A 26,922-nucleotide genomic window follows, 5' to 3' on the forward strand; every position below is an offset into this window, starting at 1 on the left:
GAAGAACGGGGGAGCCCCTTCCGCCCTTTATTGTCCCCAGCCCTCCCTGTGCCGGAAGGCCTTATTTGACGTCGTCGTCGACCCAGTCCATGGACTTTGTGACGGCTTTCTTCCACAGGCGCATCTGGCGCTCGCGCTCGTTCTGGTCCATCTGCGGTTCCCAGCGCTTGTCCTCGGACCAGTTGGCGGAGCATTCGCCGAGGTCCTTCCAGAAGCCGACGGCGAGCCCGGCAGCGTAGGCGGCACCCAGCGAAGTCGTCTCCACGACCTTTGGCCGGATCACCGGTACGCCGAGGATGTCCGCCTGGAACTGCATCAGCGCGTCGTTGGCGACCATGCCGCCGTCGACCTTGAGTTCCGTTAGCGGGACACCCGAGTCCGCGTTGACGGCGTCGAGCACTTCGCGGGTCTGGAAGGCGGTCGCCTCCAGCGCCGCGCGGGCGATGTGGTTCTTATTCACGAAGCGGGTCAGCCCGACAATCGCTCCGCGGGCGTCCGAACGCCAGTACGGGGCGAACAGTCCGGAGAACGCCGGCACGATGTACACGCCGCCGTTGTCCTCGACCGAAGCCGCCAGGGTTTCCACTTCCGCGGCGCTGCTGATCATGCCGAGGTTGTCCCGCAGCCACTGCACCAGCGAACCGGTGACGGCGATGGAGCCTTCCAATGCGTAGTGCGGCTTGGCATCGCCGAGCTTGTAGCCAACCGTCGTCAGCAGGCCGTTCTTCGAGTGGACGATTTCCTCACCGGTGTTGAAGATAAGGAAGCAGCCGGTGCCGTAGGTGTTCTTGGCTTCGCCGGCGTCGAAGGCGGCCTGGCCGAACGTCGCCGCCTGCTGGTCGCCCAGGATGCCGGCAACCGGAACCTCGCGCAGCAGCTGCGAGGTGTGCACCGTGCCGTAGACCTCGGAGGAGGACTTGATGGCGGGCATCATGGACGCCGGCACGCCGAAGGCGTCCAGGATGTCCTGGTCCCAGGAGAGCGTCTCCAGGTCCATGAACATGGTCCTCGAAGCGTTGGTGACGTCCGTGACGTGGACTCCGCCGTCGGTTCCGCCGGTGAGGTTCCAGAGCACCCAGCAGTCGGTGTTGCCGAAGACCAGGTCCCCGGCTTCGGCCTTGGCGCGGGCGCCCTCGACGTTGTCCAGGATCCATTTGATCTTCGTGCCCGAAAAGTAGGTGGCCAGCGGCAGGCCGACCTTCTGCTTGAACCGCTCCGGCCCCCCGTCCTTGGCCAGCTCATCAACGATCGACTGCGTTCGGGTGTCCTGCCAGACGATGGCGTTGTAGACCGCCTTGCCGGTCGTTTTGTCCCAGACGACGGCGGTTTCCCGTTGGTTGGTGATTCCGACGGCGGCAATGTCGTGCCGGGTCAGGTTCGCCTTCGAGAGCGCGGAGCCGATGACCTCACGGGTGTTGTTCCAGATCTCGGCGGGGTCGTGCTCCACCCAGCCGGCCTGCGGGAAAATCTGCTCGTGCTCCATCTGTCCGGAGGAGACGATGTTTCCGCTGTGGTCGAACACGATGGCGCGGGTGCTGGTGGTGCCCTGGTCGATGGCGATTACGTACTGGTTCATGTTGACGTCCTTGTCGTGGGGCTGGCAGTTAAATGAGTGCGTAGTTAAGCGTGGTTAGGCGCAGTTCAGCGTCGTTAGGCGGCGGCCGCAATGATCGGCACCACGAGCGCCACCAGACCGGCGAGGCCTCCGCCGATCAGCGGTCCGACGACCGGAATCCAGGAGTAGCTCCAGTCGGAGGAACCCTTGCCCTTCATGGGCAGCAGGGCGTGGGCGATGCGGGGGCCCAGGTCACGGGCCGGGTTGATGGCGTACCCGGTGGGGCCACCGAGCGAGACACCGATGCCGACGACGAGCAGTGCCACCGCCAGCGGGCCAAGTCCCGAAGGTGTCCCGCCGAAGGTCAGGATCACGAAGACCAGGACGAAGGTGCCGATGATCTCCGTGATCAGGTTCCACGGGGTGGAGCGGATGGCCGGACCGGTGGAGAACACAGCCAGCTGGCTGGCCGGTTCCGGCTCGGCGTCGAAGTGCTGCTTGTACGCCAGCCACATCACCACGGCGCCGAGGAACGCACCGAGCAGTTCACCGCCGAAGTAGGTGAGCGTGGAGGCGAAGTCCACGGCGACGCCGGGTGCGTACTCCTTCTTGCCGTTGACCAGCAGGCCGAAGGTCACGGCTGGATTCAGGTGCGCCCCGGACTGGGCGGCGACGTAGACGCCGGAGAAGACGGCGATGCCCCATCCCCAGGTGACCATCAGGAACCCGCCGTTGTTGCCCTTGGTGCCTTTGAGTGCAACGTTTGCCACAACGCCGCAACCCAGCAGGGTCAGCATTGCGGTACCGAATACTTCGGACAGGAAAACTATTCCAAGAGACATCTTTGACTCCTCTAATTTTCTGTTGTCAGCCCCTCGCGAGTTTGAAGGGCTGTGGGGCCGGCGCCTGGTGGCGCCGCCGGCCGGCCACTGCGCCGGTCCCCCTGGAGGAACCACGCAGTCCCTGCGCCCGGACGTTACCCGTCCGGTCGAGGTCTATCCGGAGACCAGGCTGTGGACCTGGACGCCGTGGAATCGTTTGAGCACCTCCTGAGCGTGGCTGATCTCGGAGGACCGTGTTGCCGCATCCCAGCCCAGCGGGACGGAGAGGATGTCGGCAACCTCGTTCAAAAGCTCGCCGGTCACCAGTCCCCGGAGGGCCAGGGAGGTGCGGCGGATCAGGATGTCGACCAGGTGCCCGATCTGCTCGTTCCGGGCCATGAACTCCAGTTCCCGGATGCTCAGTTCGCGGGTCGAGTGCAGGAGCCGGTCCGGAGCGGAACCCGGGGCGCCGTCGAGGTAGCTGATGACTTCCCCGGCGCGGGTGCCGTAGCGGGTCAGCAGTCCGGCGGTACGGTCCGCATCGCGGCCAGCGGTCATGTGCGCCTTGATCCAGCGCTGCACGCCGTCCGCGCTGTCCGGGAAGCCGGCGCCGCCGCCGATGGCGAGTTTCGCCGTCGAGACCTTCCGTTCCATGCCGAGTTCAGCGAGCACATCGTTGCTCAAGTGTTCGGCCAGGGCCCGGAACGTGGTCCACTTGCCGCCGACGAGGCTGAACACGACGGCGCCGTCCTTCCCGGCGATGCCGTCCGGCGCGGGGATGCCGTTCTTCCCGGAGGGCCCGGCACCGGCCCGTCGTTCGATCCGGTAATCGCGGCTGACGAAGCCGGGCTGGGTGGTGTCGTGCCGGGGCAGCGGGCGGACGCCGGCGAACGTGTAGACGATCTGCTCCCGGTCCACGGTGATATCCGGGAAGACGTGGCCGATCAGGTCGAAGAAATAGTCGATCTCCGCTTCGGTGCACACGGCGTCCGCCGCCATATCGGCGTCGACGTCGGTGGTGCCCACCAGGACCCGGTCGCCCATCGGATAGATCAGCACGATCCGGCCGTCGGTGTGTTCGAAGAAGATCTCGCGGCCGTTGCAGGCGGCCAGCAGTTCCGGGTGGTCAAGCACGATGTGTGATCCCTTGGTGCCGCCCATGAAGGCCGACGGCGCGCCCATCGCCTGGTTGGTCAGGTCGACCCAGGCGCCGGTGCTGTTGACGATGACGTCGACGGAAAATTCGAACTGCTCACCGGTGAGCTCGTCGCGGAGTTCCACGATGCTGCCGGTCCGCCCGGCCCCTGCCCCGTCCCTGACCGCCACCAGTGAGAGGTAGTTGCTGGCCCGGGCGTCGCTGGCGCCGGCGGACCCGGCCTTCTCGCCGTCCTGCAGCACGTCCAGGGTCAACCGCTCGGGGTTGTGGACGGAGGCGTCGAAGTAAGTGGCGGCGTATTTGATGCCGGGGTGCAGGCGCGGCAGTTCCGCCAGGGCCCGCTGGCGGCCGCGGAATTGGTGCCGGGGCACGCTGCCGCCGTCGCGGGAGAAGAAGTCGTACAGGCTCAGTCCGAGTTTGATCAGGAACGCGCCGCGTTCCGTCGGCGCGCCCTGCTGCTTGTGGGTCAGGAAGCGCAGCGGAGCGGCGAGGACACCGGAGAACGTGCTGAAGATGGGGATGGTGGTCTGCAGCGGCTTCACGTAGTGCGGGGCGATGCGCAGCAGCCGGTTGCGTTCCACCACCGATTCCCGGACCAGGCGGAACTCGCCGTTCTCGAGGTAGCGGATCCCGCCGTGGATCATGTGCGAGGACGCACCACTGGCCCCCTGGCAGTAATCGCCGCGCTCCACAAGGGCTACGTCCACGCCCTGCAGGGCCAAATCCCGGAACGTGCCCACTCCGTTTATGCCACCGCCGATGATCAGCACCTGCGCGTGGGGCCGCTTCCGCAGCTTCTGCACCGATGCTCGCTCGCCGGCCATCGCCTGGTTGCGGGCTGAATCCTTCTGTCCCAAGAACTGCTCCTACTTTGCTGCTGCTGTGCGGCGCGCCGCATGGCGCGACGCCGTTCAACACTATTGTTTGGACTAATGGAAAATGGAGTCAAGCACTATGCACAAACGTGCAGAACGGAAATGGGATGACACCCTCACGCCACTCCGACGCCCTCCGCGCGGCCCAGTTGTATTACTTGCAGGACCTGACCATGGACGCGATCGCCCGCGAGCTCCGCACCTCCCGGTCCACCGTGTCCAGGCTGCTTTCCTCGGCCCGCGAATCCGGCCTGGTGCAGATCCAGATCCGCAGCCCGCTGGACACCGGGCCCGAGCTGGCAAGCATGATCCGCGCCGAATATAAGGTCGATGTGCACGTCGTCCCGGTGCTGGACACGCTCAATGAGGCGGAGACACTGGACCGCGTCGCCATGCAGGCCGCCCGCACCATCGGCCCGCTGGTCGACTCCAACGCCATCATCGGCGTCGCCTGGGGCTCCACTCTCAGCGCTGTCAGCCGGCACCTGACCCGGAAGATCACGCACGACAGCGTGATCGTGCAGCTCAACGGCGCAGGCAACATGCAAACCACCGGCATCACGTACGCCTCCGACATCATGCGCCGCTTCGGCAGCGCCTATGGGGCTCGGGTGGAACAGTTCCCGGTGCCGGCGTTCTTCGACCACGCCGCGACCAAAAAAGCCATGTGGAATGAGCGCAGTGTGCAACGGATCCTCGACCTCCAGGCCCGGATGAGCATTGCCATTTTCGGCGTGGGATCGGTCGACGCCGACTACCCCAGCCACGTCTACGCGGGCGGATACCTCGATGAGGACGACCTGAACGTGCTGGCCACTTCCGACGTCGTGGGAGATGTGGCCACCGTGTTCTTCCGGGCCGACGGCTCCGCGGACGGCATCACGCTCAACGAGCGATCCACCGGACCGGACCTTGCGCAGTTGCGCCAGGTCCGCCGCCGGATCTGTGTGGTGTCCGGTGCCTCCAAGATCAACGGCCTGCGTGGCGCGCTCGCCGCGGGCCTGGCCACCGACCTGATCCTGGACGAGGCCAGCGCCCGGCGGCTGGTCAGCTTCGACGGGGCCGAGTCGGTAAAGTCGATGTTATGAAACCCTCGCCCCGGCTCAGCCTCAATAACGGTGTCCTGATCGACCAGTTGGGGTTCGGACTCTACAAGGTGCCTCCCGGCGATGCCGCCGGACTCGTGACCATGGCGCTCGAGGCCGGCTACCGGCACTTCGACACCGCCGCCATGTACGGAAACGAAACCGCCGTCGGCCGGGGCATCGGTTCGCTGTCCGGGTTCGTGAGTCCCGACGGCGCCCGTGGCGGCTCCGGCGAGGCCTCCCCCTCGCTCTCACGCGAGGACCTGTTCGTCACCACCAAGCTCTGGAACGACGACCAGGGCTACGACGCCACACTGCGCGCCTTCGACACGTCCATGGCCAACCTCGGGCTGGAATACGTGGATCTGTACCTCATCCACTGGCCGTGTCCGCAGCGCGGGCTGTACCCCGAGAGCTACCGCGCCATGGAGACGCTGTACCGCGAAGGCAGGGCGCGGGCCATCGGCGTCTCGAACTTCCAGCCGGACCATCTGGACCGCCTGCTGCAGGGCGCGGAAGTCGTCCCGGCCGTCAACCAGATCGAACTGCACCCCTGGCTGCAGCAGGAGGAGCTGCGCGCCCTGCACGCCGGGCTGGGCATCACCACCGAGGCGTGGAGTCCGCTGGGCCGCGGCCAGGTCCTGGCGGATCCGGTGATGCTGGATCTGGCAGCAGCGCTCGGCCGGACCCCGGCGCAGATCATCCTCCGCTGGCATGTCCAGCTGGGCAATGTCGCCATCCCCAAGGCCAGCTCGTACACCCGGATCAGGGAAAACCTGAACATCTTTGGCTTCAGCCTCGACGACGCCGCCATGGACGCCCTGGCCGGTCTGGAACGTGGCTTCCGTTCCGGCTCCCACCCGGACACCGTCAATTAGGACTCATCGAATGGAACCTGTGACCCTCGAGCCCACCCCCGGCACGCCCCTGTTCAGCGCCGGACTGGACGCCCGCACCCATGCCGCCGAGGTGGTCCTGGACGGCACCAGGGTCGCCTACTGGACCTACGAGCCGGTCCGCGTGACGCCGGAGACCCGGACCATCCTGGTCATCCACGGCTTCCGCGGCGACCACCACGGCCTCCTCCGGGTCGCCGACCAGCTCTCCGAGATGCGGCTGATCATGCCGGACCTCCCCGGCTTCGGCAGCTCCGCCGCCTTCGTGGATGCCGGACACAGCGTCGAGCGCTACGGCCGTTTCATCTCCGGCTTCATGGCGGCCCTCGGCCTGGGCGCCGACACGGTCCTGCTGGGGCACTCCTTCGGCTCCATCGTGGCCAGCCACTTCGTGGCGGGAAACCCCGGCACGGTCTCGGAACTGATCCTGATCAACCCGATCGCCGCCCCGGCCCTCGAGGGCCCCAAGGGGCTCATGACCAAGCTTGCCGTCCTCTACTACGAGGCTGCCGCCCGGCTTCCCCGCCGGCTGGGACAGGGCCTGCTGCGCAGCCAGCTGATCGTCCGGGTGATGAGCGAAACGATGGCGAAGACCCGGGACAAGCGGCTCCGCCGTTTTGTCCATGCCCAGCACAGCGCCTATTTCTCCGCATTTGCCGACCGGGAGAGCCTGCTGGAGTCGTTCAAGGCCTCGGTCGGCAGCAACGTCGCGGAAGTCGCGCGCAGCCTGACGCTTCCGGTGCTGCTGATCGCCGGGGAGAAAGACGAGATCGCCATGCTGCCGGACCAGCACACCTTGCTCGCCCTGCTTCCGGACGCGCACCTTGACGTGATCCCCGGTGTCGGCCATCTGATCCACTACGAGACCCCCGAACCCGCCGCCGGCTTCATCCGCCGCTTCCTGAAGGACCATGCCGCGTGAAAATCCTGATCGACGCCCGCTTCACCCGGCTGGACCAGCATGACGGCATCAGCCGCTACGGGGCCAGCCTGATTGGGGCCACCGCGAAAATCGCCGATGTCTCCATGCTGATCAGCGACGTCCGCCAGCTGGCCCTGCTGCCGGATGTTCCCTACACGCTGATTAACAGTCCGCTGTCCCCGGCCGAGCTGTTTGTCGCCGGCAAGGTCAACCGGCTCGGCGCCGACGTGGTGGTTTGTCCGATGCAGACGATGGGCAGCTGGGGGCGGAAGTACGCCTTGGTGCTGACGCTGCACGATCTGATCTACTACGAACACCCTGCGCCGCCCGGATTCCTGCCCGCTCCCGTCCGGGTGCTCTGGCGGCTGTACCACAAGGCGTTCTGGCCGCAGCGGCTGCTGCTGAACCGGGCCGACGTGGTGGCCACCATCAGTGCCACGACGGCGGCGCTGATCGCGAAGTACCGGCTCACCAGGCGTCCGGTCCGGATCGTCGGCAACGCCCCGCAGCACGGCCACACCCCGCGCGACCCCGGTGCGGGAGCGGACAAGACGCTGCTGTACATGGGTTCTTTCATGCCGTACAAGAACGTCGAGACCATGATCCGGGGCATGGCCGAACTGCCGGACATGAGCCTGCACCTGCTCAGCCGGGTCGCCCCCGAACGCCGGGCGGAGCTCGAGGCCCTGGCACCGGCGGGCGCGGACATCGTCTTCCACAACGGCGTGACCGACGCCGAGTACGAGGCCCTGCTGGGCCGCACCACGGCGTTGATCAGCCTCTCCAGGGCCGAGGGATACGGGCTGCCGCTGGTGGAAGCCATGTCCCACGGCACCCCCGTGATCGCCAGCGACATCCCGATCTTCCGCGAGGTCGGCGGCGACGCCGTCAGTTACGTCCATCCGGATTCGCCCGCGGAATTCGCTGCCGCGGTCCGGAGACTCGAGGACCCTGATCTCTGGAAGGCCCGCTCTGCCCGTTCGGTGGAACGAGCCGCCGATTTCAGCTGGGACGACTCCGCCCGCCGGCTGCTGGCCGCCGCGGAGGAGGCCCTGGCGCTGCGTGCCCGCCGTTCAGGGCTGTGAACCTGCCAGCGCCCTGCCGGCCCTGGGCGCACAGCGCCCGACGCCGCAGGCTGATCCTCCGGGAGAATGTGAAATCCATAGAAGTAACTTCCGTGGAATCTATCTGCTAGCCTGAAGCCATGCACCCCAACGATGATCAGGCCGGCTTCTACCCCCTCTTCAGCACTCTGACCCGGCTGGAAGCCGAACTGTGGGACTCGGTTGATGCCCGCCTCCGCCAGGAATGCGGCCTTCCGCTTGGCAGGTACGAGGCAATGGCAGTGGTTTCGTCGCTCGGCTCCTGCAGGGTGTTCGACATCGCATCCGCCCTGTCCATTACGGTGGGCGGCGCCAGTAAGCTGATTGACCGGGTTGAGGCGGCAGGCTATTGCCTGCGGAAGATAAACCCGGGCGACCGGCGCTCCTCCCTCCTTGAACTCACCGCGGCGGGAACCGCCATGGTGGAGCAGGGCAGCCAGGTGGTCGAGGCCGAACTCGGCCGCTGGTTCACGCCGGCCCTTAGCATGCAGGACGCCACCACGCTGCTCGAACTCCTGTCGCGGCTGCGCAGCGCCCCCCGGACCGCGCCGGACGCGCGCTCGGCCAGAGGGTGAGCGCCGGCACCATGCGCGCCGTTGTGCTGGACGGCCCCGGGCCGGCCGACGCACTGGTCATCCGGCAATTGCCCATCCCCTTGCCGGGGGCCCGGCCAGGTGCTCATCCGGGTCCGGGCGGTCGGGCTCAACCGCTCCGAACTACATACCCGACTCGGCCTGGCCGACGGCGTCACCTTTCCTCGCGTGCCCGGGATCGAAGCGGCCGGAGAGGTGGTGGACTCCCCCGGCGGAGAGTTCCGCGCCGGAGAAAAAGTTGTCACCCTGCTGGGCGGCATGGGCCGCGTGTTCGACGGCGGCTACGCCGAGTACACCTGCGTGCCGGCCCGTCAGGTCATCGCGTTCGAATCGGAACTGCCCTGGCCTGTCATTGGCGCCATCCCGGAAATGCTCCAGACCGCACACGGATCCCTCACCATCGGCCTCGACATCCAGCCCGGCCATAGCCTGTTCATCCGCGGCGGAACCTCCTCCGTCGGGATGGCCGCCGCCATCCTTGCCAAACGCCGCGGGCTCACCGTCCTGGCCTCAACGCGCGACGGGGCCAAGCGGGCCGCACTTGCCTCTATCGGCGTCGACCACGTCCTGGTTGACGACGGCGACCTGGCCGCCGCCGTACGCCGCATTGTTCCCGGCGGCGTGGACGCCGCCCTCGAACTCGTCGGCACCCCTACGCTGCATGACACGCTGCGGGCCACCCGCGTCCACGGCGTCGTCTGCTTCACCGGCATGCTCTCCAACCAGTGGACCATCCCGGACTTCTATCCCATCGACTACATCCCCCGAGGCGTCCGGCTCACCTCCTACACAGGCGGAGCCGCCGACCTTCCCGGCGGCGTGCTTCAGGACTTCCTCCAGGCAGTCAGCGACGGCACCGCGACCGTGCCCATCGCCAAGGTCTATCCCCTCGACGACATCGTCCAGGCCCACACCGACATGGAGGAAAGCCGCTACAGCGGCAAACTCGTCGTCACGACCTGAGACCCGTACCTCCCGGCTCAGCGGGGTTGGGCAAAGCGGGGTTGGGCCAATGTCGCGTCCTACCTCCCCCAAATACTTGACGCTTCAATCTTCGGGGTCTATATTTAGTTGTAGCTTCAAGTTTTACTCCCCGACAGAAACAGAATCTGATGAAAACCCTCCTGGCCCGCATATTCGGAAAGAAGACTCCAATGACAAACCTCACCATCATCGGCAACGGCAACATGGCCCGCGGCATCGCAACGCGCGCCCTCGCAGGTGGCATGAGCGTCGAGATCCTCGGACAGGACGCCGCCAAGGCACAGGACCTGGCCGCCGGGCTCGGCGCCGGCGTTACCTTCGGCACCACCGCCGTCGCACCGCAGGGTGACATCGTGGTCTTGGCTGTGCCGTTCGACGCCGCCAAGTCCGTCGTCGGCGCCTATGGCGAAGCTTTGGCGGGCAAGACCATTGTGGACATCACCAACCCGGTGAACTTCGAAACCTTCGACTCCCTGGTTGTTGACCCCGGCAACTCCGCAGCCGAAGAAATCGCCCTGCTGGCCCCGGCCGGCGCCCACGTGGTGAAGGCGTTCAACACCACATTCGCCGACACCCTGGTGGCGGGCGCGTCAGGCGGACAGCCTCTGGACGTCTTCATCGCCGGGGACAATGCAGAAGCCAACGCCGCAGTCAGCAGTTTCGTCAGCGCCGGTGGCATGCGCCCCCTGGTGGTGGGCCCGCTCAAGCGCGCCCGCGAACTGGAAGGATTCCAGTTCGTGCTCATGACCATGCAGGCAAACCCGGAGTTCGCTGACTTCAACTGGGACACCGGCCTTCAGGTCACCAAGTAATTCCGGCTGACAACAGCCGACGAAGGACACGACATCACGCAGGCGCTCGGCTGGGATATTCCGGCCGGGCGTTTTGCGTGGCCGCGCGCCATGTGGCGACGGCCCGGCACGGTGGCTGTCCGGCCGCCGGTGGATGTCGGGCGGCCGGCCTAGGCCTTCCGCTTCATCCAGCCCCAAACCGCCGTGGCCAGGAAAAGCACCAGACCGATGATGGCCAGCCAAAAAAGGCCCTTCACGGCGAAGCCAAGAATCGAGAGAACCAGCCAAATGATAAGCAGTGTGATTATTAGTCCCATATCCGAATCCTATGACACGGCACCGGTCAGGGTGGGACCCTGGCACTACCGGGCAGGTGTGTGGAAGGACGACGTGGTCGGGTCACTTCCCCGGGCTGAACGTTCCTAGAGCACGTCCACGCCGTCGAGCCGCAACTGCACCGGGTCGTCCGTGCGCTTGGCGGCGGCGGCAACCTTGACCGCCCGCAGCACCCGGGTGACCTGCGCGGCCTGCGGGTACGGGATGAAGAGCAGGGTCCGGACCTCCTCGGGGGCCCCCGCGGCACCCTTCTGGCCCGATGCGGCAGCCAGCACGAGCGGCGCCGGGCCGGCGGTGCGCAGTTCGATGCCCAGCGGGCCAAGCTGCTGCTCGACCGCCGCACCGAAATGCCCGACGGCGGTCCGGCCGCCGGTGACGGACGCGACCCGGACGGCCGGCGGAAGCTGCAGCTCCTGCCGCAGTGCCAGTTCCCGCTGGGCGTAGCCGGCGGGGTCCCAGCGCAGCAGGGCCCCGACCCCGGCTGCGTCGTCTGCGGTGATGACCACCAGGCCGCCCGCGCCGGCGGGGCGGACCAGCGCCGCGGCGTTGAACCAGCGCCGGACGGCGTCCTCCCCTGCCCGCAGGTTTTCGCGCCGCAGCAGCGAATCGCCGTCGAGCAGCAGGGCCGCCGCGTAGCCGCCGTCCGCGACCGGTTCGGCGCCGACCGTGGCCACAACCAGGGCCTTTGTGTCCGAAACCGTGGCGAGCACCCGGTCCCCGGAGGAGGTGATGACCGGTTTTCCCGGGAAGGCGCGGCCCAGTTCCTCGGCGGTCCGCAGGGCACCGGTGGCGCCGCGCCGGAGCCGGACGCCGTTGCAGGTGCCGCAGCGCCAGGCCGGCGCCGGCGTCGAACACCAGCGGCACTGCGGCACGGCGGAGCTCCCGCTGGCCCCGGCGACCGCCAGCGGCCCGCTGCAGGCGGTACAGCGCGCCGGTTCCCGGCAGTTGTCGCAGGCCAGGGACGGTGCGTAGCCGGCTCTGGCCACCTGGACCAGGACCGGTCCGCGTTCGAGTCCGTCCTTGGCGGCCCGCCAGGCCGCACCCGGCAGCCGGGCGATCCTGGCCAGCGGATCATGTTCGAGTTCGTAGCTGTCCGCGGTGTTCAGTACCCGCGGAACGGTCCGGCGGACGACGGCCCGGTCCGCCTCCACCGGCCACGCCCAGCCAGCCTCGACGAGGCGCTGCGTTTCGGTGCTCCGGGTGTGCGCGGCGAGCAGGCAGGCGGCACCCTCCTGCCCGGCGCGCAGCAGCAGGACCTCGCGGGTGTGGGCGTAGGGTGAGCGCTGTTCGATGTGCAGGTCGTCGCCGTCATCCCAGCACACCACGAGGCCAAGATTGCTGACCGGGGCGTAGGCGGCGGACCGGGTGCCAACGGCTACCCCGGCGGCGCCGCTGAGGATCCGCAGGAAGCTGCGGTAGCGCGGGGTCTGGCCGTCGTCCGCGGTGAGCCGGGCGACGTCCCCGGCCGGCAGGAGCTGCAGGAGGGCGGCTTCGACCCGGTCCAGATCCCGGTAGTCGGGCACAACGACGATGGCGCCGCGGCCGGACAGCCGGACGGCTGCCACGGCCTCGGCGATCATCCGGGGCCAACCGCCGGGGCCGTGGCCCTGCAGCGCACCCAGCACGGCGCGCGGCGACTCCCCCGCGCCCAGGTGCTGCAGGAAGGCCGGACCGTTGCGGTAGGGCGCCCAGCTGGAGGCCTCGAGGCCGGCCGGGATGGCGGCTCCGGCCCCCGTGTCGGCCCCGTCCGCGAAGAGCGACGGATCCAGGGTTCCCGCCGGGGCAAGGTCCTTCTCGAGTTTTGCCATCCGCGGAGGCACTGCGACGCGCAGCACGTCGCTGACGTTGCCAGCGTAGCGCGCCGCGACGCGGGTGGCGAGTTCCGCGACAGCGGCGGTCAGCACGGGGACCGGGGAGACGACTTTGTGCAGCGGCACGAGGGGGTGGCCGGCGTCGGATTCCGCCGCCCGGTCCGTGAGGAAGCCGGCAAGTTCCTGGCCGTTGAACTTCACCTTCACCCGCACCCCGGGCTGCGCCGCGGTATCGAGCGCGGCGGGCACGCTGTAGTCGAAGGGCCGGTCCAGATGCGGGAGGGAGGACTCCAGCCGGACCCGCGCCACCGGAAGGTGCGCTGCCAGCGCGGGGCCGGGCGCCGCGGCCGCGGACGCCGGAAAGCCGTGCAGCAGCGACAGCTGGAAGGGCTCGTCCGGCGCCGCGCCCTGGATTGGGCTCATCGCTCTTCTCCTCCCCTCAGCAAAACGTTCAGACCCGGCCCGGTCAGTGCCGGGTCAACAAAAAATAGCCAGGCCGCCGATTCCGGCGGCCTGGCTACAGCACATCACAGCCCAGTGACATTTACCCCACGCTGCCTATCAGGCGGTGGCAAGACGGCTCAGGCGTTGAAGAATGCCTTGAGTTCGTCGACCCGGTCCAGGCGCTCCCAGGTGAAGTCAGGATCCTCGCGGCCGAAGTGGCCGTGGGCGGCCGTCTTGGCGTAGATCGGGCGTTTGAGGTCCAGCGCATCGATGATGGCCCGGGGGCGCAGGTCGAAGATCTCGGCGATGGCCGCACTGATCCGGGCCGGATCCACGGTCTCGGTTCCAAACGTTTCAACGTAGGTTCCGACCGGGCGGGCCTGGCCGATTGCGTAGGCAATCTGGATTTCGGCGCGCTTGGCGAGCCCGGCAGCGACCACGTTCTTGGCTACCCAGCGCATCGCGTAGGCCGCCGAGCGGTCCACCTTGGACGGATCCTTGCCGGAGAAGGCCCCGCCGCCGTGGCGGGCCATGCCGCCGTAGGTGTCAACGATGATCTTGCGTCCGGTGAGGCCGGCGTCACCCACCGGGCCGCCGATAACGAACGCACCGGCCGGGTTCAGGATGTTCCGTGCCCGGGAAATGTCGAGGTTGGACACGGCCATGACCGGGGCCACGACATAAGCGGCGAGGTCGGCACGGAGCTGGTCCAGGCTGGCGCCCTCGGCGTGCTGGCTGGAGATGACAACGGTCTCGACCGAGACGGGCCGGTCGCCGTCGTAGCCGACGGTGACCTGGGTCTTGCCGTCGGGGCGCAGGTAGGCGAGTTCGCCGCTCTTGCGGACCTCGGTGAGACGCTCGGAGAGGCGGTGCGCGAGCCAGATCGGAACCGGCATGTAGGACGGGGTCTCGTCGCTCGCGTAGCCGAACATCAGGCCCTGGTCACCGGCGCCCTGGAGGTCGTAGTCGTCCTCCTGGCGTCCTTCGCGGGCTTCCAGCGAGTTGAAGACGCCCCCGGCGATGTCGTTGGACTGCTGGCCGATTGAGACGGACACACCGCAGCGGGCGCCGTCGAATCCGTTGGCGGAGGAGTCGTAGCCGATCCCCAGGATCGTTTCCCGGACAATCTGCGGGATCTCGACGTAGGCGTCCGTGGTGACTTCACCGGCGACGTGGACCAGCCCGGTTGTGGCCAGCGTCTCCACGGCGACCCGGGACTCGGGGTCCTTGGCCAGCAGGGCGTCGAGGATCGCATCACTGATCTGGTCACAGATCTTGTCGGGGTGTCCTTCGGTCACCGACTCGGACGTGAAAAGCCGGAGCGAGGCGGGCGTGGACCCGTGGAAATCAGGAATGTGCAGCGGTAAAGTCACTCAACTACCTTACTGGTTGGAAAACGGACGTCCGGCGGCGTGTGTCCCCGTGCTAAGGAGACGTTGCTTACGCCTGATCAGGCCGGCGGGACAACCCGGCTCAGCTCGGCGCTGATGCGGTCGATCACAGCAGCCGCAACGTCGGATTTGGAACCCGACGCCTCTTGGGGTTCGGAGCCGGACCGGGCAAGGATGACTACGGAGTTGGTGTCCTGGCCGAACACCTTGTCCTGGCCCACGTGGTTGACCACCAGCAGGTCGCACGCCTTGCGGCGCAGCTTGGCGGCGGCATACTCCAGCACATCCCCGTCGGCGTCGCCGGTCTCCGCCGCGAAGCCGACGATCAGCTGGTTGCGCGAGGCCGCGTCGCGGATCTCGACAAGTTCCCGCAGGATGTCCGGGTTCCGGACCAGCGAGATGACGGGATCGGCCCCGTCGTCGCGCTTCTTGATTTTCGTTCCGGACACGTCGGCGGGGCGGAAATCGGCGACGGCGGCCGCCATGATGATGACGTCGGTATCGGCGGCAGCGTGCAGGGCTGCCTTGCGGAGTTCCAGGGCGGTCTCGACCCTGACGACGTCGACGCCGGCCGGCGGCGGGACGTCCATGTGGGCGGCCAGCAGCCGGACCTTCGCGCCGGCGTCGCGGGCGGCGGCGGCCAGCGCCACTCCCTGCTTGCCGGAGGAGCGGTTGCCGAGGAAGCGGACGGGGTCCAGCGGTTCGCGGGTGCCGCCGGCGCTGATCGTAACGGTGAGACCGGCGAGCGGACGCGGCGCCGCGGACAGCGTCGCAGCAAGGGCAGAATCCGATCCCTGCAGCGGTGCGGTCGCGGGGACCGCCGGCGCACCGGCGAGGGCCAACGCCGCTTCGAAGATGGCTTCCGGTTCGGGCAGCCGGCCCGGACCGGAGTCCGATCCGGTGAGCCGGCCGGAGGCGGGTTCGAGGACCGTGACGCCCCGGCTGCGGAGCGTCTCGACGTTAGCCTGGGTCGCCGGGTGCTGCCACATCTCGGTGTGCATGGCGGGGGCCATCAGCACCGGGCAGTCACCGGCCATCAGCAGGGTGTTGCTCAACAGGTCGTTGGCCTGGCCGCTGGCCGCGCGTGCCAGCAGGTCGGCGGTGGCGGGGGCCACCACGATCAGCTCGGCCTCGTGGCCGAGGCGGACGTGGTTGACGGTGTGCACCTCGTCGAAGACGCTGTTGCTGACCGGGTGCCCGGACAGTGCCTCCCAGGTGGCGACGCCGACGAAACGCGTCGCGGCCTCGGTGGGGATGACGGTGACGTCATGGCCGGCTTCAGTAAAAAGCCGGAGGAGCGACGCCACCTTGTAGGCGGCTATCCCTCCCCCGACTCCGAGGACTATGCGCACGTGGCCTCCGCCTGCGTCTGCGAAACTACTCTGCAGGTTCGATCGGAGTGGAAACGAGCTTGCCTTCGTTGATTTCGCGCAGCGCGATGGAAAGCGACTTCTCGTTCAGCTTGGTGTCGACCAGCGGGCCGACGTACTCGAACAGGCCCTCGTGCAGCTGGGCGTAGTAGGCGTTGATCTGCCGGGCGCGCTTGGCGCCGAAAATCACCAGTCCGTATTTCGAATCAGCGGCCTTCAGCAGTTCGTCGATCGGCGGGTTGATGATGCCTTCAAGGTTCGTGGACACGAATTCTCCAAATTCTAGCGGGCTGATGACTACCCGCGCCTAACGCGGGTGGGGGGTCAGCCCCATGAGTGAAACGAGCTCGTCCGCTGCCCGGCGAACGTCGTCGTTAACAACGGTGTGATCGAACTCCGGTTCAGCAGCTAGCTCTACTTTACCGGTTTCCAGCCGCCGCTGCTGTTCCTCGGTGCTTTCCGTGCCGCGGCCCACAAGCCGACGCACCAATTCGTCCCAGCTGGGCGGCGCCAGGAACACAAACTGAGCATCCGGAACGGCCTGCCTCACCTGGCGTGCTCCCTGCAGGTCGATTTCCAGAAGTACCGGGCGGCCCTGGGCGATAGCCTGGTCTACCGTGCTCTTGAGGGTGCCATAAGTGTTCTGTCCGTGCACCACGGCCCATTCAAGGAGCTCGCCCGCAGCGACCAGGGACTCGAACTCTTCCTTCGACTTGAAGTAGTAGTGCACTCCGTCGACTTCCCCGGGCCGCGGGGCCCGGGTGGTAGCCGAAACCGACAACCATACCTCGGGATAATTGTCCCGGATGTAGGTGGACACGGTGCCTTTGCCAACAGCCGTCGGGCCGGCGAGGACTGTCAGTCCCGGTTTCTTGCTCACATATTCCTTAAAGCGGGGGTGTCAGCGCGGCGGAGCCTGCTGTTTGTCGTCTATAAAATCTACCAGCGCCTGGCGCTGGTGAATTCCCAGGCCGCGGACCCGGCGCGACGCGGCGATGCCGAGTTGTTCCATAATTGCCGCGGCACGCACCCGCCCGATGCCGGGCAGCGACTCCAGCAGTTCAACAATCCGCATCCGTGCGATCGCGTCGTCGGTCTCCCCGGCGCTGAGCAATTCCCTGATCGTCAGCTTGCCCGACTTCAGACGGTCCTTTGCGGCGGCCCGGGTTGTCCTGGCGGCCGCGGCCTTGGCGAGGGCGTCGGCACGCTCCTGCGGAGTGAGGGGTCGCAAACTCACTGAATGCCTCCCTGCAGTTATCGGACGGACCGCACATGGTCCGTCCGGACGGGGCCGAACAGTGCCCCGGCCGGTGACGCGGACCTGTCCTGAACCTACCGTCTGGGCCAGGCAGAAATCAATGGACCGGTACGGCGGCGGCTTGTCCGAAGGCCAGGGAGCGCAGCGCTCCCGACGTCGGCCAGGCGGCAGAGGCGGCTGCGCCCGTTCGCCACGATTGGCCGAAAGACGGCCCCCAAAGCGGCTCCTTGCATCCAATCACCGCCCCAGGCGCAAGACAGCGGCCGCCGGGCGCACCCGTTCGCCACGAATGGCCGGAAAGACCGCCCCCAAGGCGGCCACTTGCGTCCAATCACCGCCCCCGACGCAAGACAGCGGCCGCCCAGCGTGTCGGGACCGGCTTGGGTAAGCCCCTAGGCCGCGCGGAGGGACTCGAGAGTCCGCTGGGCGGCGTCCCGCAGGGCCTGGATCCCCGGTCCGGCGCCGAGGATGTCCCGGCTGGAAGTGCCCAGCACCTGGCCGTAGGCGCTGCCGAAGGTGCGGCGCAGGTCCGCTGCCGTGGCACCCTGCGCCCCCAGGCCCGGGGCGAGGATCGGGCCGCGCACCGCGGCGAGGTCCAGACCAAGGTCCGTGAGCGCCGAGCCGACGGTCGCGCCGACGACGAGTCCGGTGGACCCCAGCTCCCCGGCATACCGCCGGTTCTCCGCGGCTGCCGCCTGGACAATCCTGCGCGCGACGGAGTCCGCCCCGCCAACGTGCTGGACAGAGGCGCCCTCCGGGTTCGACGTCAGCGCCAGGACAAAGACGCCGCGGCCGGACTCCGCCGCGAGGTCCAGGGCGGGCCGGAGCGACTCGAAACCCAGGTACGGGCTCAGCGTGACCGAATCGGCAGCCAGGGCAGAACCGTCCCTCAGCCATGCGTCGGCGTAGGCGGCCATGGTGGAGCCGATGTCGCCGCGCTTCGCGTCGGCAACGCTCAGCACCGAGGCCTCCGCCGCCGCGGCGAGGGTGCGTTCCAGCACGGCTAGGCCGGCCGAGCCGTGCCGCTCATACAGTGCCACCTGCGGTTTAACCGCGGCAGCCAGCGAAGCTACCGCCTCCAGGACAGTGAGCGAGAAACGCTCCAGCCCGGCGACGTCGTCGTTCAGGCCCCAGCTGTGCAGCAGCGCCGGGTGCGGATCAATCCCCACGCACAGCGGACCGAGGTCCGCCATGGCCCGGCCCAGCCGGGAGCCGAACGACTCCCGGCCGGCGGGCGGGGTGGGAGCCTCAGGCATGCGTGGCTGCGTTCTGCGTGGCTGGGCTCTGCGAGTCCGCGGACTGGGCATCTGCAGCCTGTGAGACGCGTTCCTGCGAGGCAAACAGTGCAGCCGCGTGCTCCTGCAGGCTGGTGACCGACCACTCGTAGGTGCGCTGCGCCTCGATCGCCTGGACGGCGGCGTTGAACTCGGCAACGGTCGTGATGCAGGGGATGCCGATCGACGTCGCCGCGGCGCGCAGTGCGTAGCCGTCGCTGCGGGCTTCGCCGCCCGAGGGCGTGTTGAAGACCATGTCGATTTCACCGGCGACGATCAGGTCCTCGATGGTGCCCTCACCCTCGGCGCTGGAGCCCTCGGCGACCTTCCGGACCGGCGTGGCCTGGATGCCGTTGCGGCGCAGCACATCGGCGGTGCCGCCGGTGGAGACGATCTCGAAGCCGAGGTCGACGAGCCGCTTGACGCCCATGATGACCGAGCGCTTGTCCCGGTTGGCCACGGACACGAAGATCTTGCCCTCTTTGGGCAGCGCGTTGTTCGCGGCGGCCTGGCTCTTGGCGAAGGCGGTGTCGAAGTGCTTGTCGATGCCCATGACCTCGCCGGTGGAGCGCATTTCCGGCCCGAGCAGCGAGTCCACCACCTTGCCTTCGGGGGTGCGGAAGCGGCTGAACGGCAGCACCGCTTCCTTGACCGAAACCGGGGCGTCCAGCGGCAGCGTGGAGCCGTCGCCGGTTTCCGGCAGCATCTTGTAGGCGGTGCGGAGCTGCTGGATCGTGACCCCGGTGCCGATCAGGGCCGCCGCCTTCGCCATCTGCACGCCGGTGGCCTTGGAGACGAACGGGACCGTGCGGGAGGCCCGCGGGTTGGCTTCGAGGACGTAGAGCACGTCGGAGGCGAGGGCGAACTGGATGTTGATCAGGCCGCGGACACCCACGCCCTCGGCGATCGCCAGCGTGCCGGCCCGGACCCGGTCCAGCACGTTGTTGCCCAGCGTGATGGGCGGCAGGACACAGGCCGAGTCGCCGGAGTGGATGCCGGCCTCCTCGATGTGCTCCATGATGCCGCCGAGGTACATCTCGGTGCCGTCGTAGAGGGCGTCGACGTCGATTTCGACGGCGTCCTCGAGGAACCGGTCGATCAGCACCGGGTGGTCCGGGGTGATTTCGGTGGCGTTGGCGATGTAGCGGGAGAGGTTGGGCTCGTCGTAGACGATCTCCATGCCGCGGCCGCCGAGCACGTAGGACGGGCGGACCAGGACCGGGTAGCCGATCTCGTCGGCGATCTTCTTGGCGTCCTCGAAGGACACGGCGGTGCCGTTCTTCGGCGAGATCAGCCCGGCCCGGTCGAGCACCTGGGAGAAGGCGCCGCGGTGCTCGGCGAGGTCGATCGCTTCCGGGGAGGTACCGAGGATCGGCACGCCGGCGTCGGCGAGCTGCTGGGCGAGCTTGAGCGGGGTCTGGCCGCCGAGCTGGACGAAGACACCCATCACGCCGCCGGTGCGTTCCTCGGCCGCGATGACCTCAAGGACGTCCTCCAGCGTGAGCGGCTCGAAGTACAGCCGGGTGGAGACGTCGTAGTCCGTGGAGACGGTCTCGGGGTTGCAGTTAACCATCACGGTCTCGTAGCCGGCCTTGCGCAGCGCCATCGAGGCGTGCACGCAGGAGTAGTCGAACTCAATGCCCTGGCCGATCCGGTTCGGGCCGGAGCCGAGGATGATGATGGACGGTTTGGCGTGCAGCGCCACCTCGTCCTCCTCATCGTAGGAGGAGTAGTGGTAGGGCGTGTACGCGGCGAACTCGGCGGCGCAGGTGTCCACGGTCTTGTAGACCGGACGGATGCCGAGGGCCTGCCGGACGCCGCGGACGACGTCCTCGGAATTGTGCGTCAGCGCACCGATCTGCTCGTCGGAGAAGCCGTGGCGTTTTGCGCGCTTGAGCATCTCCGGGGTCAGCGCGGCAGCCTTGCGGATTTCGAGCGAGATCTCGTTGAGGAGCTGGAGCTGGTCCAGGTACCAGGGGTCGATCTTCGTCGCCTCGAAGAGCTGCTCCACGGTGGCGCCGCCCAGCATGGCGCGCTGGACCTGGTGCAGCCGGTCCGTGGTGGGCCGCTTGGACTTCTCGATCAGCTCCGGGACTTCCCATTCCGGGACGTGGCTGAAGTCCAGCTGCGAGCCCTTCTGTTCGAGCGAACGCAGCGCTTTCTGCAGTGCCTCGGTGAAGTTCCGGCCCATGGCCATGGCCTCGCCCACCGACTTCATGGTGGTGGTCAGCGTGGGGTCGGCGGCCGGGAACTTCTCGAAGGCGAAGCGTGGGACCTTCACCACAACGTAGTCCAGGGTCGGCTCGAAGGAGGCCGGGGTCTTCTGCGTGATGTCGTTCGGGATCTCGTCCAGGGTGTAGCCGAGCGAGAGTTTGGTGGCGATCTTGGCGATCGCGAAGCCGGTGGCCTTGGAGGCCAGCGCGGAGGAGCGGGAGACGCGCGGGTTCATCTCGATCACGATCACACGGCCGGTGTCGGGCTCGACGGCGAACTGGATGTTGCAGCCGCCGGTGTCGACGCCGACTTCGCGGATGACGGCGATGGAGATGTCGCGCAGGCGCTGGTATTCGCGGTCGGTCAGGGTCAGGGCCGGCGCGACGGTGATCGAGTCGCCGGTGTGCACGCCCACCGGGTCGAAGTTCTCGATGGAGCAGACGACCACGACGTTGTCGTTTTTGTCGCGCATCATCTCGAGCTCGTATTCCTTCCAGCCCAGGATGCTCTCTTCGAGCAGCACTTCGGACGTGGGGCTGTACTGCAGGCCCTGGCCGACGATCCGGCGGAGGTCGTTCTCGTCATAGGCGAGTCCGGAGCCGAGCCCGCCCATGGTGAAGGAGGGCCGGACCACCATCGGGTAGCCGAGGTCCTCGGCCGCGGTGATGGCCTCGTCGATGGTGTGGATGATGTGGCTGCGGGCCGATTCGGCGCCGCAGCGTTCCACCACGCCCTTGAACTTTTCGCGGTCCTCGCCGAGCTCGATGGCGGCGATGTTGGCGCCGATCAGCTCCACGTTGTACTTCTCCAGCACGCCGTTCTTGTCCAGCGCGATGGCGGTGTTCAGTGCGGTCTGTCCACCCAGCGTGGGCAGCAGCGCGTCCGGGCGTTCCTTGGCGATGATCTTCTCGACGACCTCGGGGGTGATCGGCTCGATGTAGGTGGCGTCCGCGAACTCGGGGTCGGTCATGATGGTGGCCGGGTTGGAGTTGACGAGGATGACGCGGAGGCCTTCCTCCTTGAGGACACGCAGTGCCTGGGTGCCGGAGTAGTCGAATTCGGCGGCCTGGCCGATCACGATCGGGCCGGAACCGATGACCAGGACGCTCTTAAGGTCAGTTCTCTTGGGCATTACTTCGTGTCCTCAGTCTTGGATTCGGTGGAAATTTTGGTGTCCGCCATCAGCTCGATGAAGCGGTCGAAGAGGTACGCGGCGTCGTGCGGGCCGGCGGCGGCCTCGGGGTGGTACTGGACCGAGAAGGCCGGGATGTCCAGGCAGGACAGGCCCTCGACGACGTCGTCGTTCAGGCTCACATGGCTGACCTCGACGCGGCCGAAGCGTTCCTCGGGGGCCTGCGTTGCGCCCTCGAGCGGGGCGTCGACGGCGAAGCCGTGGTTCTGCGAGGTGATCTCCACCTTGCCGGTGCGGCGGTCCATCACTGGCTGGTTGATGCCGCGGTGGCCATATCGCAGCTTGTAGGTCCCGAAGCCCAGCGCACGGCCCAGGATCTGGTTGCCGAAGCAGATGCCGAAGTAGGGGATCTTCTCGTCCAGGACCGCGCGGAGCAGCTTGACCTGGTTGTCGGCGGTCGCCGGGTCGCCCGGGCCGTTGGACATAAAGAAGCCGTCGGGGTTGACGGCCTGGACATCGGCGAGGGTCGCCGTGGCGGGCAGCACGTGTACCCGGACGCCGCGCTCAGCGAACCGGATGGGGGTCATCCGCTTGATGCCGAGGTCGATCGCGGCGATGCTGAACCGCGGTTCGCCGTCCCAGCCCCAGTCCTTGGGTTCCACGGTGTAGGCCTCGCCGACGCTGACTTCCTCGGCCAGGCGTGAGCCTTCCATCGGGGCACTCGCCAGGACGGTGTCCACGAGTTCCTGGTCGGTGGCGCGGACGGCGTCACCGGAGAAGATGCCGGCGCGCATGGTCTTGTGCTCGCGCAGGTGGCGGGTGATCGCCCGGGTATCCACGCCCTGGATGCCGACGATGCCCTGCTCGACCAGCTCATCGTCCAGCGACCGTTCGGAGCGCCAGTTGGAGGGGCGGCGGGCGGCGTCGCGGACAATGTAGCCGGCCACCCAGATCCGCCGGGACTCGGCGTCGTCCTTGTTCACACCGGTGTTGCCGATGTGCGGGGCGGTCTGGACCACGAGCTGGCGGGCGTAGGAGGGGTCCGTGATGGTTTCCTGGTAGCCGGTCATGCCGGTCGCGAACACGGCCTCGCCGAGGGCTGTTCCGGTGGCGCCGTAGCTGGTGCCGCGGAAGATCCGGCCGTCTTCGAGCACGAGTGCTGCCGGCGTGGATGCTGCCGCGGTTGTTGAAAATGTATCTTTTGAAACTTCGTTGGAGTCCGTCACGTCGTTACTTTCCACTATCGGCATCGGCCTGGGGGGCCGCGGGGATCAAATTTTGCAGGGCGTTGAGGAGGAGGGTTTTGTCGTCGGCGTGCCGGGTGCGGAAGCCGGAATCCAGTTCGCGGCTGCCGAGCATCCAGCTGAGCACCAGCAGTCCGTCCTTTTCGACGAACTTTCCGGCCATGCCGCTTTCCTGCCGGACGCCGGTGAGCCGGTCCGCGGGGATGAAGACCGGACCTGCGCCGGCGCGGTCGAAGAGCACACCCTCCGGGTGGACGCTCAGTTCGGCGTTGGTGCGGATGCCCAGATTGTGCACGGCGATCCGGTCCAGCCAGTCACCGGCGGTGGTGGAGGCGACGTACTGCCCGTCGGCGACGGCCAGCGCCGCGCCCAGCCCGGCCGGAATCTCCGGCAGCGGGTCGACGTCGGCCTGGCGGCGCAGCCGGTTCCGCCAGCCAAGCCAGATCAGGGCCAGCGCGACGCCGACCATGACCAGGACCAGCAGCAACGAGAGTTCCTTGACCATCAGTTGCTGCCTGCCGGTGTGCCGGGCGACGCTGTTGCCTCCGGGAGCCAGCGGTACGGGGTGTTGAGTTTGCCGTCCAGGACGGTGGGGTGGCCCTTGAAGAAGGTCGCCACCACCTTGCCGGGAAGTTCCCGGCCGGCAAACGGAGAGTTACGGCCCATGGTTGCCATCTTAGAAGGGTCCACGGTCCACCGCGCAGCCGGGTCCACCAGTGTGACGTTGGCGGGTTCGCCGGCCTCGAGCGGGCGGCCCTGGTCAGCGACCCGGCCGATCGCCGCCGGAGCGGTGGAGGTGACCCGGGCGAAGTCGGCCCAGCCCATCAGCCCGGTTTCGATCATAGTGTGCTGCACGACCGAAAGCGCGGTTTCCAGCCCGGTCATGCCCATGGCGGCCTGGGCCCACTCGCACTCCTTGTGCTCGCTCGGGTGCGGGGCGTGGTCGGTGCCCACGACGTCGATCGTGCCGTCGGCCAGCGCGGCGCGCAGGGCCTGGACGTCGGCGTCGGTGCGCAGCGGCGGGTTGACCTTGTAGACCGGGTCGTAGCTGCGGGCGAGTTCGTCGGTAAGCCAGAGGTGGTGCGGGGTGACCTCGGCCGTGACGTTCACGCCGCGGGACTTGGCCCAGCGGATGATCTCCACGGACCCGGCGGTGGAGACGTGGCAGACGTGCAGCCGGGAACCGACGTGCTGGGCGAGCAGGACGTCGCGTGCGATGATGCTTTCCTCGGCGACGGCGGGCCAGCCGGTGAGGCCGAGGACCGCGGAGACCTCGCCTTCGTTCATCTGCGCGCCGGCGGTGAGCCGGGGTTCCTGCGCGTGCTGGGCCACGACGCCGTCGAACGCCTTGACGTATTCCAGCGCGCGGCGCATCAGAACGGGGTCGTGCACGCAGATGCCGTCGTCGGAGAAGACCCGGACATGCGCGCGGGAGTCGGCCATTGCGCCGAGTTCGGCGAGCTGCTCCCCCGCGAGGCCGACGGTGACGGCGCCCACCGGGCGGACGTCCACCCAGCCGGCGGTGCGGCCCAGGGTGAGGACCTGTTCGACGACGCCGGCGGTGTCCGCCACCGGGGTGCTGTTCGCCATCGCGTGCACGGCGGTGTAGCCACCCAGGGCCGCGGCGCGGGTGCCGGTCTCAACCGTTTCGGCGTCTTCGCGGCCGGGTTCGCGCAGGTGGGTGTGGATGTCCACCATGCCGGGCAGGGCCACAAGGCCGGCGGCCTCGATGACGGTCGCGCCGTCGGCGGCGAGGTTCTGGCCGCGTTCGGCGATGATGCCGTCCCGGATCAGGAGGTCTTCAGGGGCTCCGCCGAGGATGGCGGCGCCGCGGATCAGGTAGGCGCCGGCGCCGGCGTCCGATTGCTGTGATGCCATCAGTGGCTCTCCTTGGTGACGTGGGCGGAGGTGTTCTCTGCGGAGCTGGAAGGGCTGGAACTTGAATTGCCGGAGCTGCCGCGGCCGGCCGGTTCGCGGGTGTCGCCGGAGAGCAGCAGATAGAGCGCCGCCATCCGGATGGACACACCGTTGCGGACCTGAGCCAGGACCGTGGAGCGCGTCGAGTCGGCCGCGGCCGAGGAGATCTCCAGTCCACGGTTCATCGGACCGGGATGCATGATGATGGTGTCCTTCAAACCCAGGCTGTCCAGGGCGCGGAGCCGGTTGTCGTCGAAGCCCCAGCGGCGCGAGTATTCGCGCGTGGTGGGGAAGAAGGAGGCGTTCATCCGCTCGCCCTGCACGCGGAGCATCATGACCGCGTCCACGCCCCGGGCAAGTGTCTCGTCGAGGTCGTAGCTGACGCTGCACGGCCACTTTTCGACGCCGATCGGCAGCAGCGTCGGCGGCGCGACCAGGGTGACTTCGGCACCGAGGGTGCGCAGCAGCCAGACGTTGGAGCGGGCCACCCGGGAGTGCAGCACGTCCCCGGCGATCGCCACCCGCATGCCGGTGAGGTCCGCGCCCGCGGACGGGGTGCCGGCCAGCTTCGACCAGTGCCGGCGCATCGTGAAGGCGTCCAGCAGCGCCTGGGTGGGGTGTTCGTGGGTGCCGTCGCCGGCGTTGATGACCGCGGCGTCGATCCAGTCCGTGGCAGCGAGCCGGTGCGGGGCGCCGGAGGCCCAGTGGCGGATGACCACGGCGTCGGCCCCCATCGCCGAGAGCGTCTGGGCGGTGTCCTTGAGCGATTCACCCTTGGAGACTGAGGAGCCCTTCGCCGCGAAGTTGATCACGTCGGCGGAGAGCCGTTTGGCGGCGGCTTCGAAGGAGATGCGGGTGCGGGTGGAGTCCTCGAAGAAAAGGTTCACCACGGTCCGGCCCCGCAGGGTGGGGAGCTTCTTGACCTCGCGCTCCCCCACGGCCGCCATTTCCTCGGCGGTGTCGAGGATGCGGATGGCGTTGGACAGGCTCAGGTCTTCGGTGGAGAGCAGGTGCTTCACGCGGTGGCCTCGATGACTACTTCGTTGACGGGGCTGCCGTCGACGGTGTCGGTTTCCTCGAGCCGGACCCGGACCTTCTCGGCCGATGAGGTGGGGAGGTTCTTGCCGACGTGGTCCGCGCGGATGGGGAGTTCACGGTGGCCGCGGTCGATCAGCACGGCGAGGCGGACGATGCGGGGCCTGCCCAGGTCGATGATCGCGTCCAGCGCGGCCCGGATGGTCCGCCCGGAGTACAGGACGTCGTCGATCAGCACCACCACTTTGTTGTCGATGCCGGTGCGCGGCAGCTGGGTGGGGTACGGCGGGCGCATGGCCTGGTGCGAGAGGTCGTCGCGGAACATGGTCACATCCAGTTGGCCCACGATCGCGGCGGGATCCACGGTGGGATCGGCGGCGGCAATCTTGGCGGCAAGCCGGACGGCGAGGGGGTAGCCTCGCCGCGGGATGCCGAGCAGGACCAGGTCCTGGGAGCCCTTGTTGGACTCGAGGATCTCATGGGCGATACGAGTGAGTGCACGGTCGATGTCCGCCTGGTTGAGTACCACTCGGGTGAGTACAACCTTGGCCGGAACCGGTGCTTCTGGAACAGAAGTCAACGCTCGTCTCCCCTTTCCCCGCCTCACGGGACGGAATTAAAAAAGGATTGTTTGCGCTCCCAAATTACCACAGCGGCCCCTGCGACCCCGTGCCGCGGACATGCGTTTAAGCTCACACGGACATAGGCTCGGGAC

General features: G+C 67.9%; 24 protein-coding genes. 7 read left to right on the forward strand and 17 right to left on the reverse strand.

The annotated features are described in order from the left end of the window. Positions 1-61: 61 nt before the first annotated feature. From glpK to AC50YM_RS17555, 3 genes are all read right to left on the reverse strand, one after another. Positions 62-1,576 (reverse strand): glycerol kinase GlpK, encoded by a 1,515-nt coding sequence (gene glpK, locus AC50YM_RS17545; RefSeq protein ID WP_494958229.1) that lies wholly within the window; start codon positions 1,574-1,576, stop codon positions 62-64. Between the two features lie 74 nt (positions 1,577-1,650). Then, entirely contained in the window at positions 1,651-2,397 is a 747-nt protein-coding gene (locus AC50YM_RS17550) for an MIP/aquaporin family protein (RefSeq protein WP_494958230.1), read from the reverse strand. A gap of 153 nt (positions 2,398-2,550) precedes the next feature. Continuing rightward, a complete protein-coding gene (locus tag AC50YM_RS17555; RefSeq protein WP_494958273.1) occupies positions 2,551-4,356 on the reverse strand; it encodes a glycerol-3-phosphate dehydrogenase/oxidase in 1,806 nt (601 codons plus the stop codon). A gap of 158 nt (positions 4,357-4,514) precedes the next feature. Here AC50YM_RS17555 and AC50YM_RS17560 point away from each other — a divergent pair, with 158 nt between their 5' ends. The 7 genes from AC50YM_RS17560 (at position 4,515) to AC50YM_RS17590 (ending at position 10,802) form a co-directional block, all read left to right on the forward strand. Continuing rightward, positions 4,515-5,495: a sugar-binding transcriptional regulator gene (locus AC50YM_RS17560; RefSeq protein WP_494958231.1), complete on the forward strand. Its 981-nt coding sequence runs from the start codon at positions 4,515-4,517 to the stop codon at positions 5,493-5,495. Further along, on the forward strand, positions 5,492-6,370 hold the full coding sequence (locus AC50YM_RS17565) for an aldo/keto reductase (protein ID WP_494958232.1): 879 nt from the start codon (positions 5,492-5,494) through the stop codon (positions 6,368-6,370). The genes AC50YM_RS17560 and AC50YM_RS17565 overlap by 4 nt, the downstream gene beginning before the upstream one ends. A gap of 10 nt (positions 6,371-6,380) precedes the next feature. After that, positions 6,381-7,310, forward strand: coding sequence for an alpha/beta fold hydrolase (locus tag AC50YM_RS17570; protein ID WP_494958233.1), 930 nt, complete (start codon positions 6,381-6,383; stop codon positions 7,308-7,310). Then, positions 7,307-8,395, forward strand: a complete 1,089-nt coding sequence (locus AC50YM_RS17575) for a glycosyltransferase family 4 protein (protein WP_494958234.1) — start codon at positions 7,307-7,309, stop codon at positions 8,393-8,395. Before AC50YM_RS17570 ends, AC50YM_RS17575 begins: the two co-directional genes overlap by 4 nt. Before the next feature lie 119 nt (positions 8,396-8,514). Beyond that, positions 8,515-8,988 (forward strand): MarR family winged helix-turn-helix transcriptional regulator, encoded by a 474-nt coding sequence (locus AC50YM_RS17580; RefSeq protein ID WP_494958235.1) that lies wholly within the window; start codon positions 8,515-8,517, stop codon positions 8,986-8,988. A 99-nt stretch (positions 8,989-9,087) separates the two neighbouring features. Then, positions 9,088-9,969, forward strand: coding sequence for a zinc-binding dehydrogenase (locus AC50YM_RS17585; RefSeq protein WP_494958236.1), 882 nt, complete (start codon positions 9,088-9,090; stop codon positions 9,967-9,969). A gap of 191 nt (positions 9,970-10,160) precedes the next feature. Next, complete coding sequence (locus tag AC50YM_RS17590) at positions 10,161-10,802, forward strand: NADPH-dependent F420 reductase (RefSeq protein ID WP_494958237.1); 642 nt, start codon at positions 10,161-10,163, stop codon at positions 10,800-10,802. Between the two features lie 149 nt (positions 10,803-10,951). Here the strand turns inward: AC50YM_RS17590 and AC50YM_RS17595 are convergent, their stop codons facing one another. From AC50YM_RS17595 to pyrR, 14 genes are all read right to left on the reverse strand, one after another. Then, positions 10,952-11,098 carry a hypothetical protein gene (locus AC50YM_RS17595; RefSeq protein ID WP_494958238.1) on the reverse strand — a complete coding sequence of 49 codons (147 nt, stop codon included), beginning with the start codon at positions 11,096-11,098 and terminating at the stop codon, positions 10,952-10,954. A 105-nt stretch (positions 11,099-11,203) separates the two neighbouring features. Beyond that, positions 11,204-13,351, reverse strand: a complete 2,148-nt coding sequence (locus AC50YM_RS17600) for a primosomal protein N' (RefSeq protein ID WP_494958239.1) — start codon at positions 13,349-13,351, stop codon at positions 11,204-11,206. A 158-nt stretch (positions 13,352-13,509) separates the two neighbouring features. Then, the gene (metK, locus tag AC50YM_RS17605; RefSeq protein WP_494892688.1) at positions 13,510-14,745 is read right to left on the reverse strand and encodes a methionine adenosyltransferase; all 1,236 of its coding nucleotides are present in this window, start codon (positions 14,743-14,745) and stop codon (positions 13,510-13,512) included. A 77-nt stretch (positions 14,746-14,822) separates the two neighbouring features. Next, on the reverse strand, positions 14,823-16,115 hold the full coding sequence (locus AC50YM_RS17610; RefSeq protein ID WP_494958240.1) for a bifunctional phosphopantothenoylcysteine decarboxylase/phosphopantothenate synthase: 1,293 nt from the start codon (positions 16,113-16,115) through the stop codon (positions 14,823-14,825). 25 nt (positions 16,116-16,140) lie between these two features. Further along, entirely contained in the window at positions 16,141-16,401 is a 261-nt protein-coding gene (gene rpoZ / locus AC50YM_RS17615; RefSeq protein ID WP_011692102.1) for a DNA-directed RNA polymerase subunit omega, read from the reverse strand. Positions 16,402-16,440: 39 nt separating this feature from the next. Next, the gene (gene gmk / locus AC50YM_RS17620; RefSeq protein ID WP_494958241.1) at positions 16,441-17,013 is read right to left on the reverse strand and encodes a guanylate kinase; all 573 of its coding nucleotides are present in this window, start codon (positions 17,011-17,013) and stop codon (positions 16,441-16,443) included. Positions 17,014-17,034: 21 nt separating this feature from the next. Then, complete coding sequence (gene mihF, locus AC50YM_RS17625; protein ID WP_494958242.1) at positions 17,035-17,370, reverse strand: integration host factor, actinobacterial type; 336 nt, start codon at positions 17,368-17,370, stop codon at positions 17,035-17,037. Positions 17,371-17,783: 413 nt separating this feature from the next. Beyond that, complete coding sequence (gene pyrF, locus AC50YM_RS17630; RefSeq protein WP_494958243.1) at positions 17,784-18,647, reverse strand: orotidine-5'-phosphate decarboxylase; 864 nt, start codon at positions 18,645-18,647, stop codon at positions 17,784-17,786. Next, complete coding sequence (gene carB, locus AC50YM_RS17635; protein ID WP_494958244.1) at positions 18,640-22,011, reverse strand: carbamoyl-phosphate synthase large subunit; 3,372 nt, start codon at positions 22,009-22,011, stop codon at positions 18,640-18,642. The genes pyrF and carB overlap by 8 nt, the downstream gene beginning before the upstream one ends. Further along, positions 22,011-23,261 carry a glutamine-hydrolyzing carbamoyl-phosphate synthase small subunit gene (gene carA, locus AC50YM_RS17640; RefSeq protein WP_494958245.1) on the reverse strand — a complete coding sequence of 417 codons (1,251 nt, stop codon included), beginning with the start codon at positions 23,259-23,261 and terminating at the stop codon, positions 22,011-22,013. Before carA ends, carB begins: the two co-directional genes overlap by 1 nt. Beyond that, positions 23,242-23,760: a PH-like domain-containing protein gene (locus AC50YM_RS17645; RefSeq protein WP_494958246.1), complete on the reverse strand. Its 519-nt coding sequence runs from the start codon at positions 23,758-23,760 to the stop codon at positions 23,242-23,244. Before AC50YM_RS17645 ends, carA begins: the two co-directional genes overlap by 20 nt. Next, positions 23,760-25,133: a dihydroorotase gene (locus AC50YM_RS17650; protein ID WP_494958247.1), complete on the reverse strand. Its 1,374-nt coding sequence runs from the start codon at positions 25,131-25,133 to the stop codon at positions 23,760-23,762. Before AC50YM_RS17650 ends, AC50YM_RS17645 begins: the two co-directional genes overlap by 1 nt. Beyond that, positions 25,133-26,191 (reverse strand): aspartate carbamoyltransferase catalytic subunit, encoded by a 1,059-nt coding sequence (locus AC50YM_RS17655; protein ID WP_494958248.1) that lies wholly within the window; start codon positions 26,189-26,191, stop codon positions 25,133-25,135. Before AC50YM_RS17655 ends, AC50YM_RS17650 begins: the two co-directional genes overlap by 1 nt. Further along, positions 26,188-26,787 (reverse strand): bifunctional pyr operon transcriptional regulator/uracil phosphoribosyltransferase PyrR, encoded by a 600-nt coding sequence (pyrR, locus tag AC50YM_RS17660; RefSeq protein WP_494958249.1) that lies wholly within the window; start codon positions 26,785-26,787, stop codon positions 26,188-26,190. The genes AC50YM_RS17655 and pyrR overlap by 4 nt, the downstream gene beginning before the upstream one ends. Positions 26,788-26,922 lie beyond the last annotated feature (135 nt).

Source organism: Pseudarthrobacter sp. RHLT1-30-1 (genome assembly GCF_059383415.1).

Coding starts and splice junctions, on each gene's coding strand:
- AC50YM_RS17550 (WP_494958230.1), bottom strand. CDS start 2,397: ATGTCTCTTGGAATAGTTTTCCTGTCCGAAGTATTCGGTACCGCAATG.
- AC50YM_RS17555 (WP_494958273.1), bottom strand. CDS start 4,356: ATGGCCGGCGAGCGAGCATCGGTGCAGAAGCTGCGGAAGCGGCCCCAC.
- AC50YM_RS17650 (WP_494958247.1), bottom strand. CDS start 25,133: ATGGCATCACAGCAATCGGACGCCGGCGCCGGCGCCTACCTGATCCGC.
- AC50YM_RS17570 (WP_494958233.1), top strand. CDS start 6,381: ATGGAACCTGTGACCCTCGAGCCCACCCCCGGCACGCCCCTGTTCAGC.
- carB (WP_494958244.1), bottom strand. CDS start 22,011: ATGCCCAAGAGAACTGACCTTAAGAGCGTCCTGGTCATCGGTTCCGGC.
- AC50YM_RS17645 (WP_494958246.1), bottom strand. CDS start 23,760: ATGGTCAAGGAACTCTCGTTGCTGCTGGTCCTGGTCATGGTCGGCGTC.
- carA (WP_494958245.1), bottom strand. CDS start 23,261: ATGCCGATAGTGGAAAGTAACGACGTGACGGACTCCAACGAAGTTTCA.
- AC50YM_RS17600 (WP_494958239.1), bottom strand. CDS start 13,351: ATGAGCCCAATCCAGGGCGCGGCGCCGGACGAGCCCTTCCAGCTGTCG.
- AC50YM_RS17560 (WP_494958231.1), top strand. CDS start 4,515: ATGACACCCTCACGCCACTCCGACGCCCTCCGCGCGGCCCAGTTGTAT.
- pyrF (WP_494958243.1), bottom strand. CDS start 18,647: ATGCCTGAGGCTCCCACCCCGCCCGCCGGCCGGGAGTCGTTCGGCTCC.
- AC50YM_RS17580 (WP_494958235.1), top strand. CDS start 8,515: ATGCACCCCAACGATGATCAGGCCGGCTTCTACCCCCTCTTCAGCACT.
- glpK (WP_494958229.1), bottom strand. CDS start 1,576: ATGAACCAGTACGTAATCGCCATCGACCAGGGCACCACCAGCACCCGC.
- AC50YM_RS17590 (WP_494958237.1), top strand. CDS start 10,161: ATGACAAACCTCACCATCATCGGCAACGGCAACATGGCCCGCGGCATC.
- AC50YM_RS17595 (WP_494958238.1), bottom strand. CDS start 11,098: ATGGGACTAATAATCACACTGCTTATCATTTGGCTGGTTCTCTCGATT.
- AC50YM_RS17565 (WP_494958232.1), top strand. CDS start 5,492: ATGAAACCCTCGCCCCGGCTCAGCCTCAATAACGGTGTCCTGATCGAC.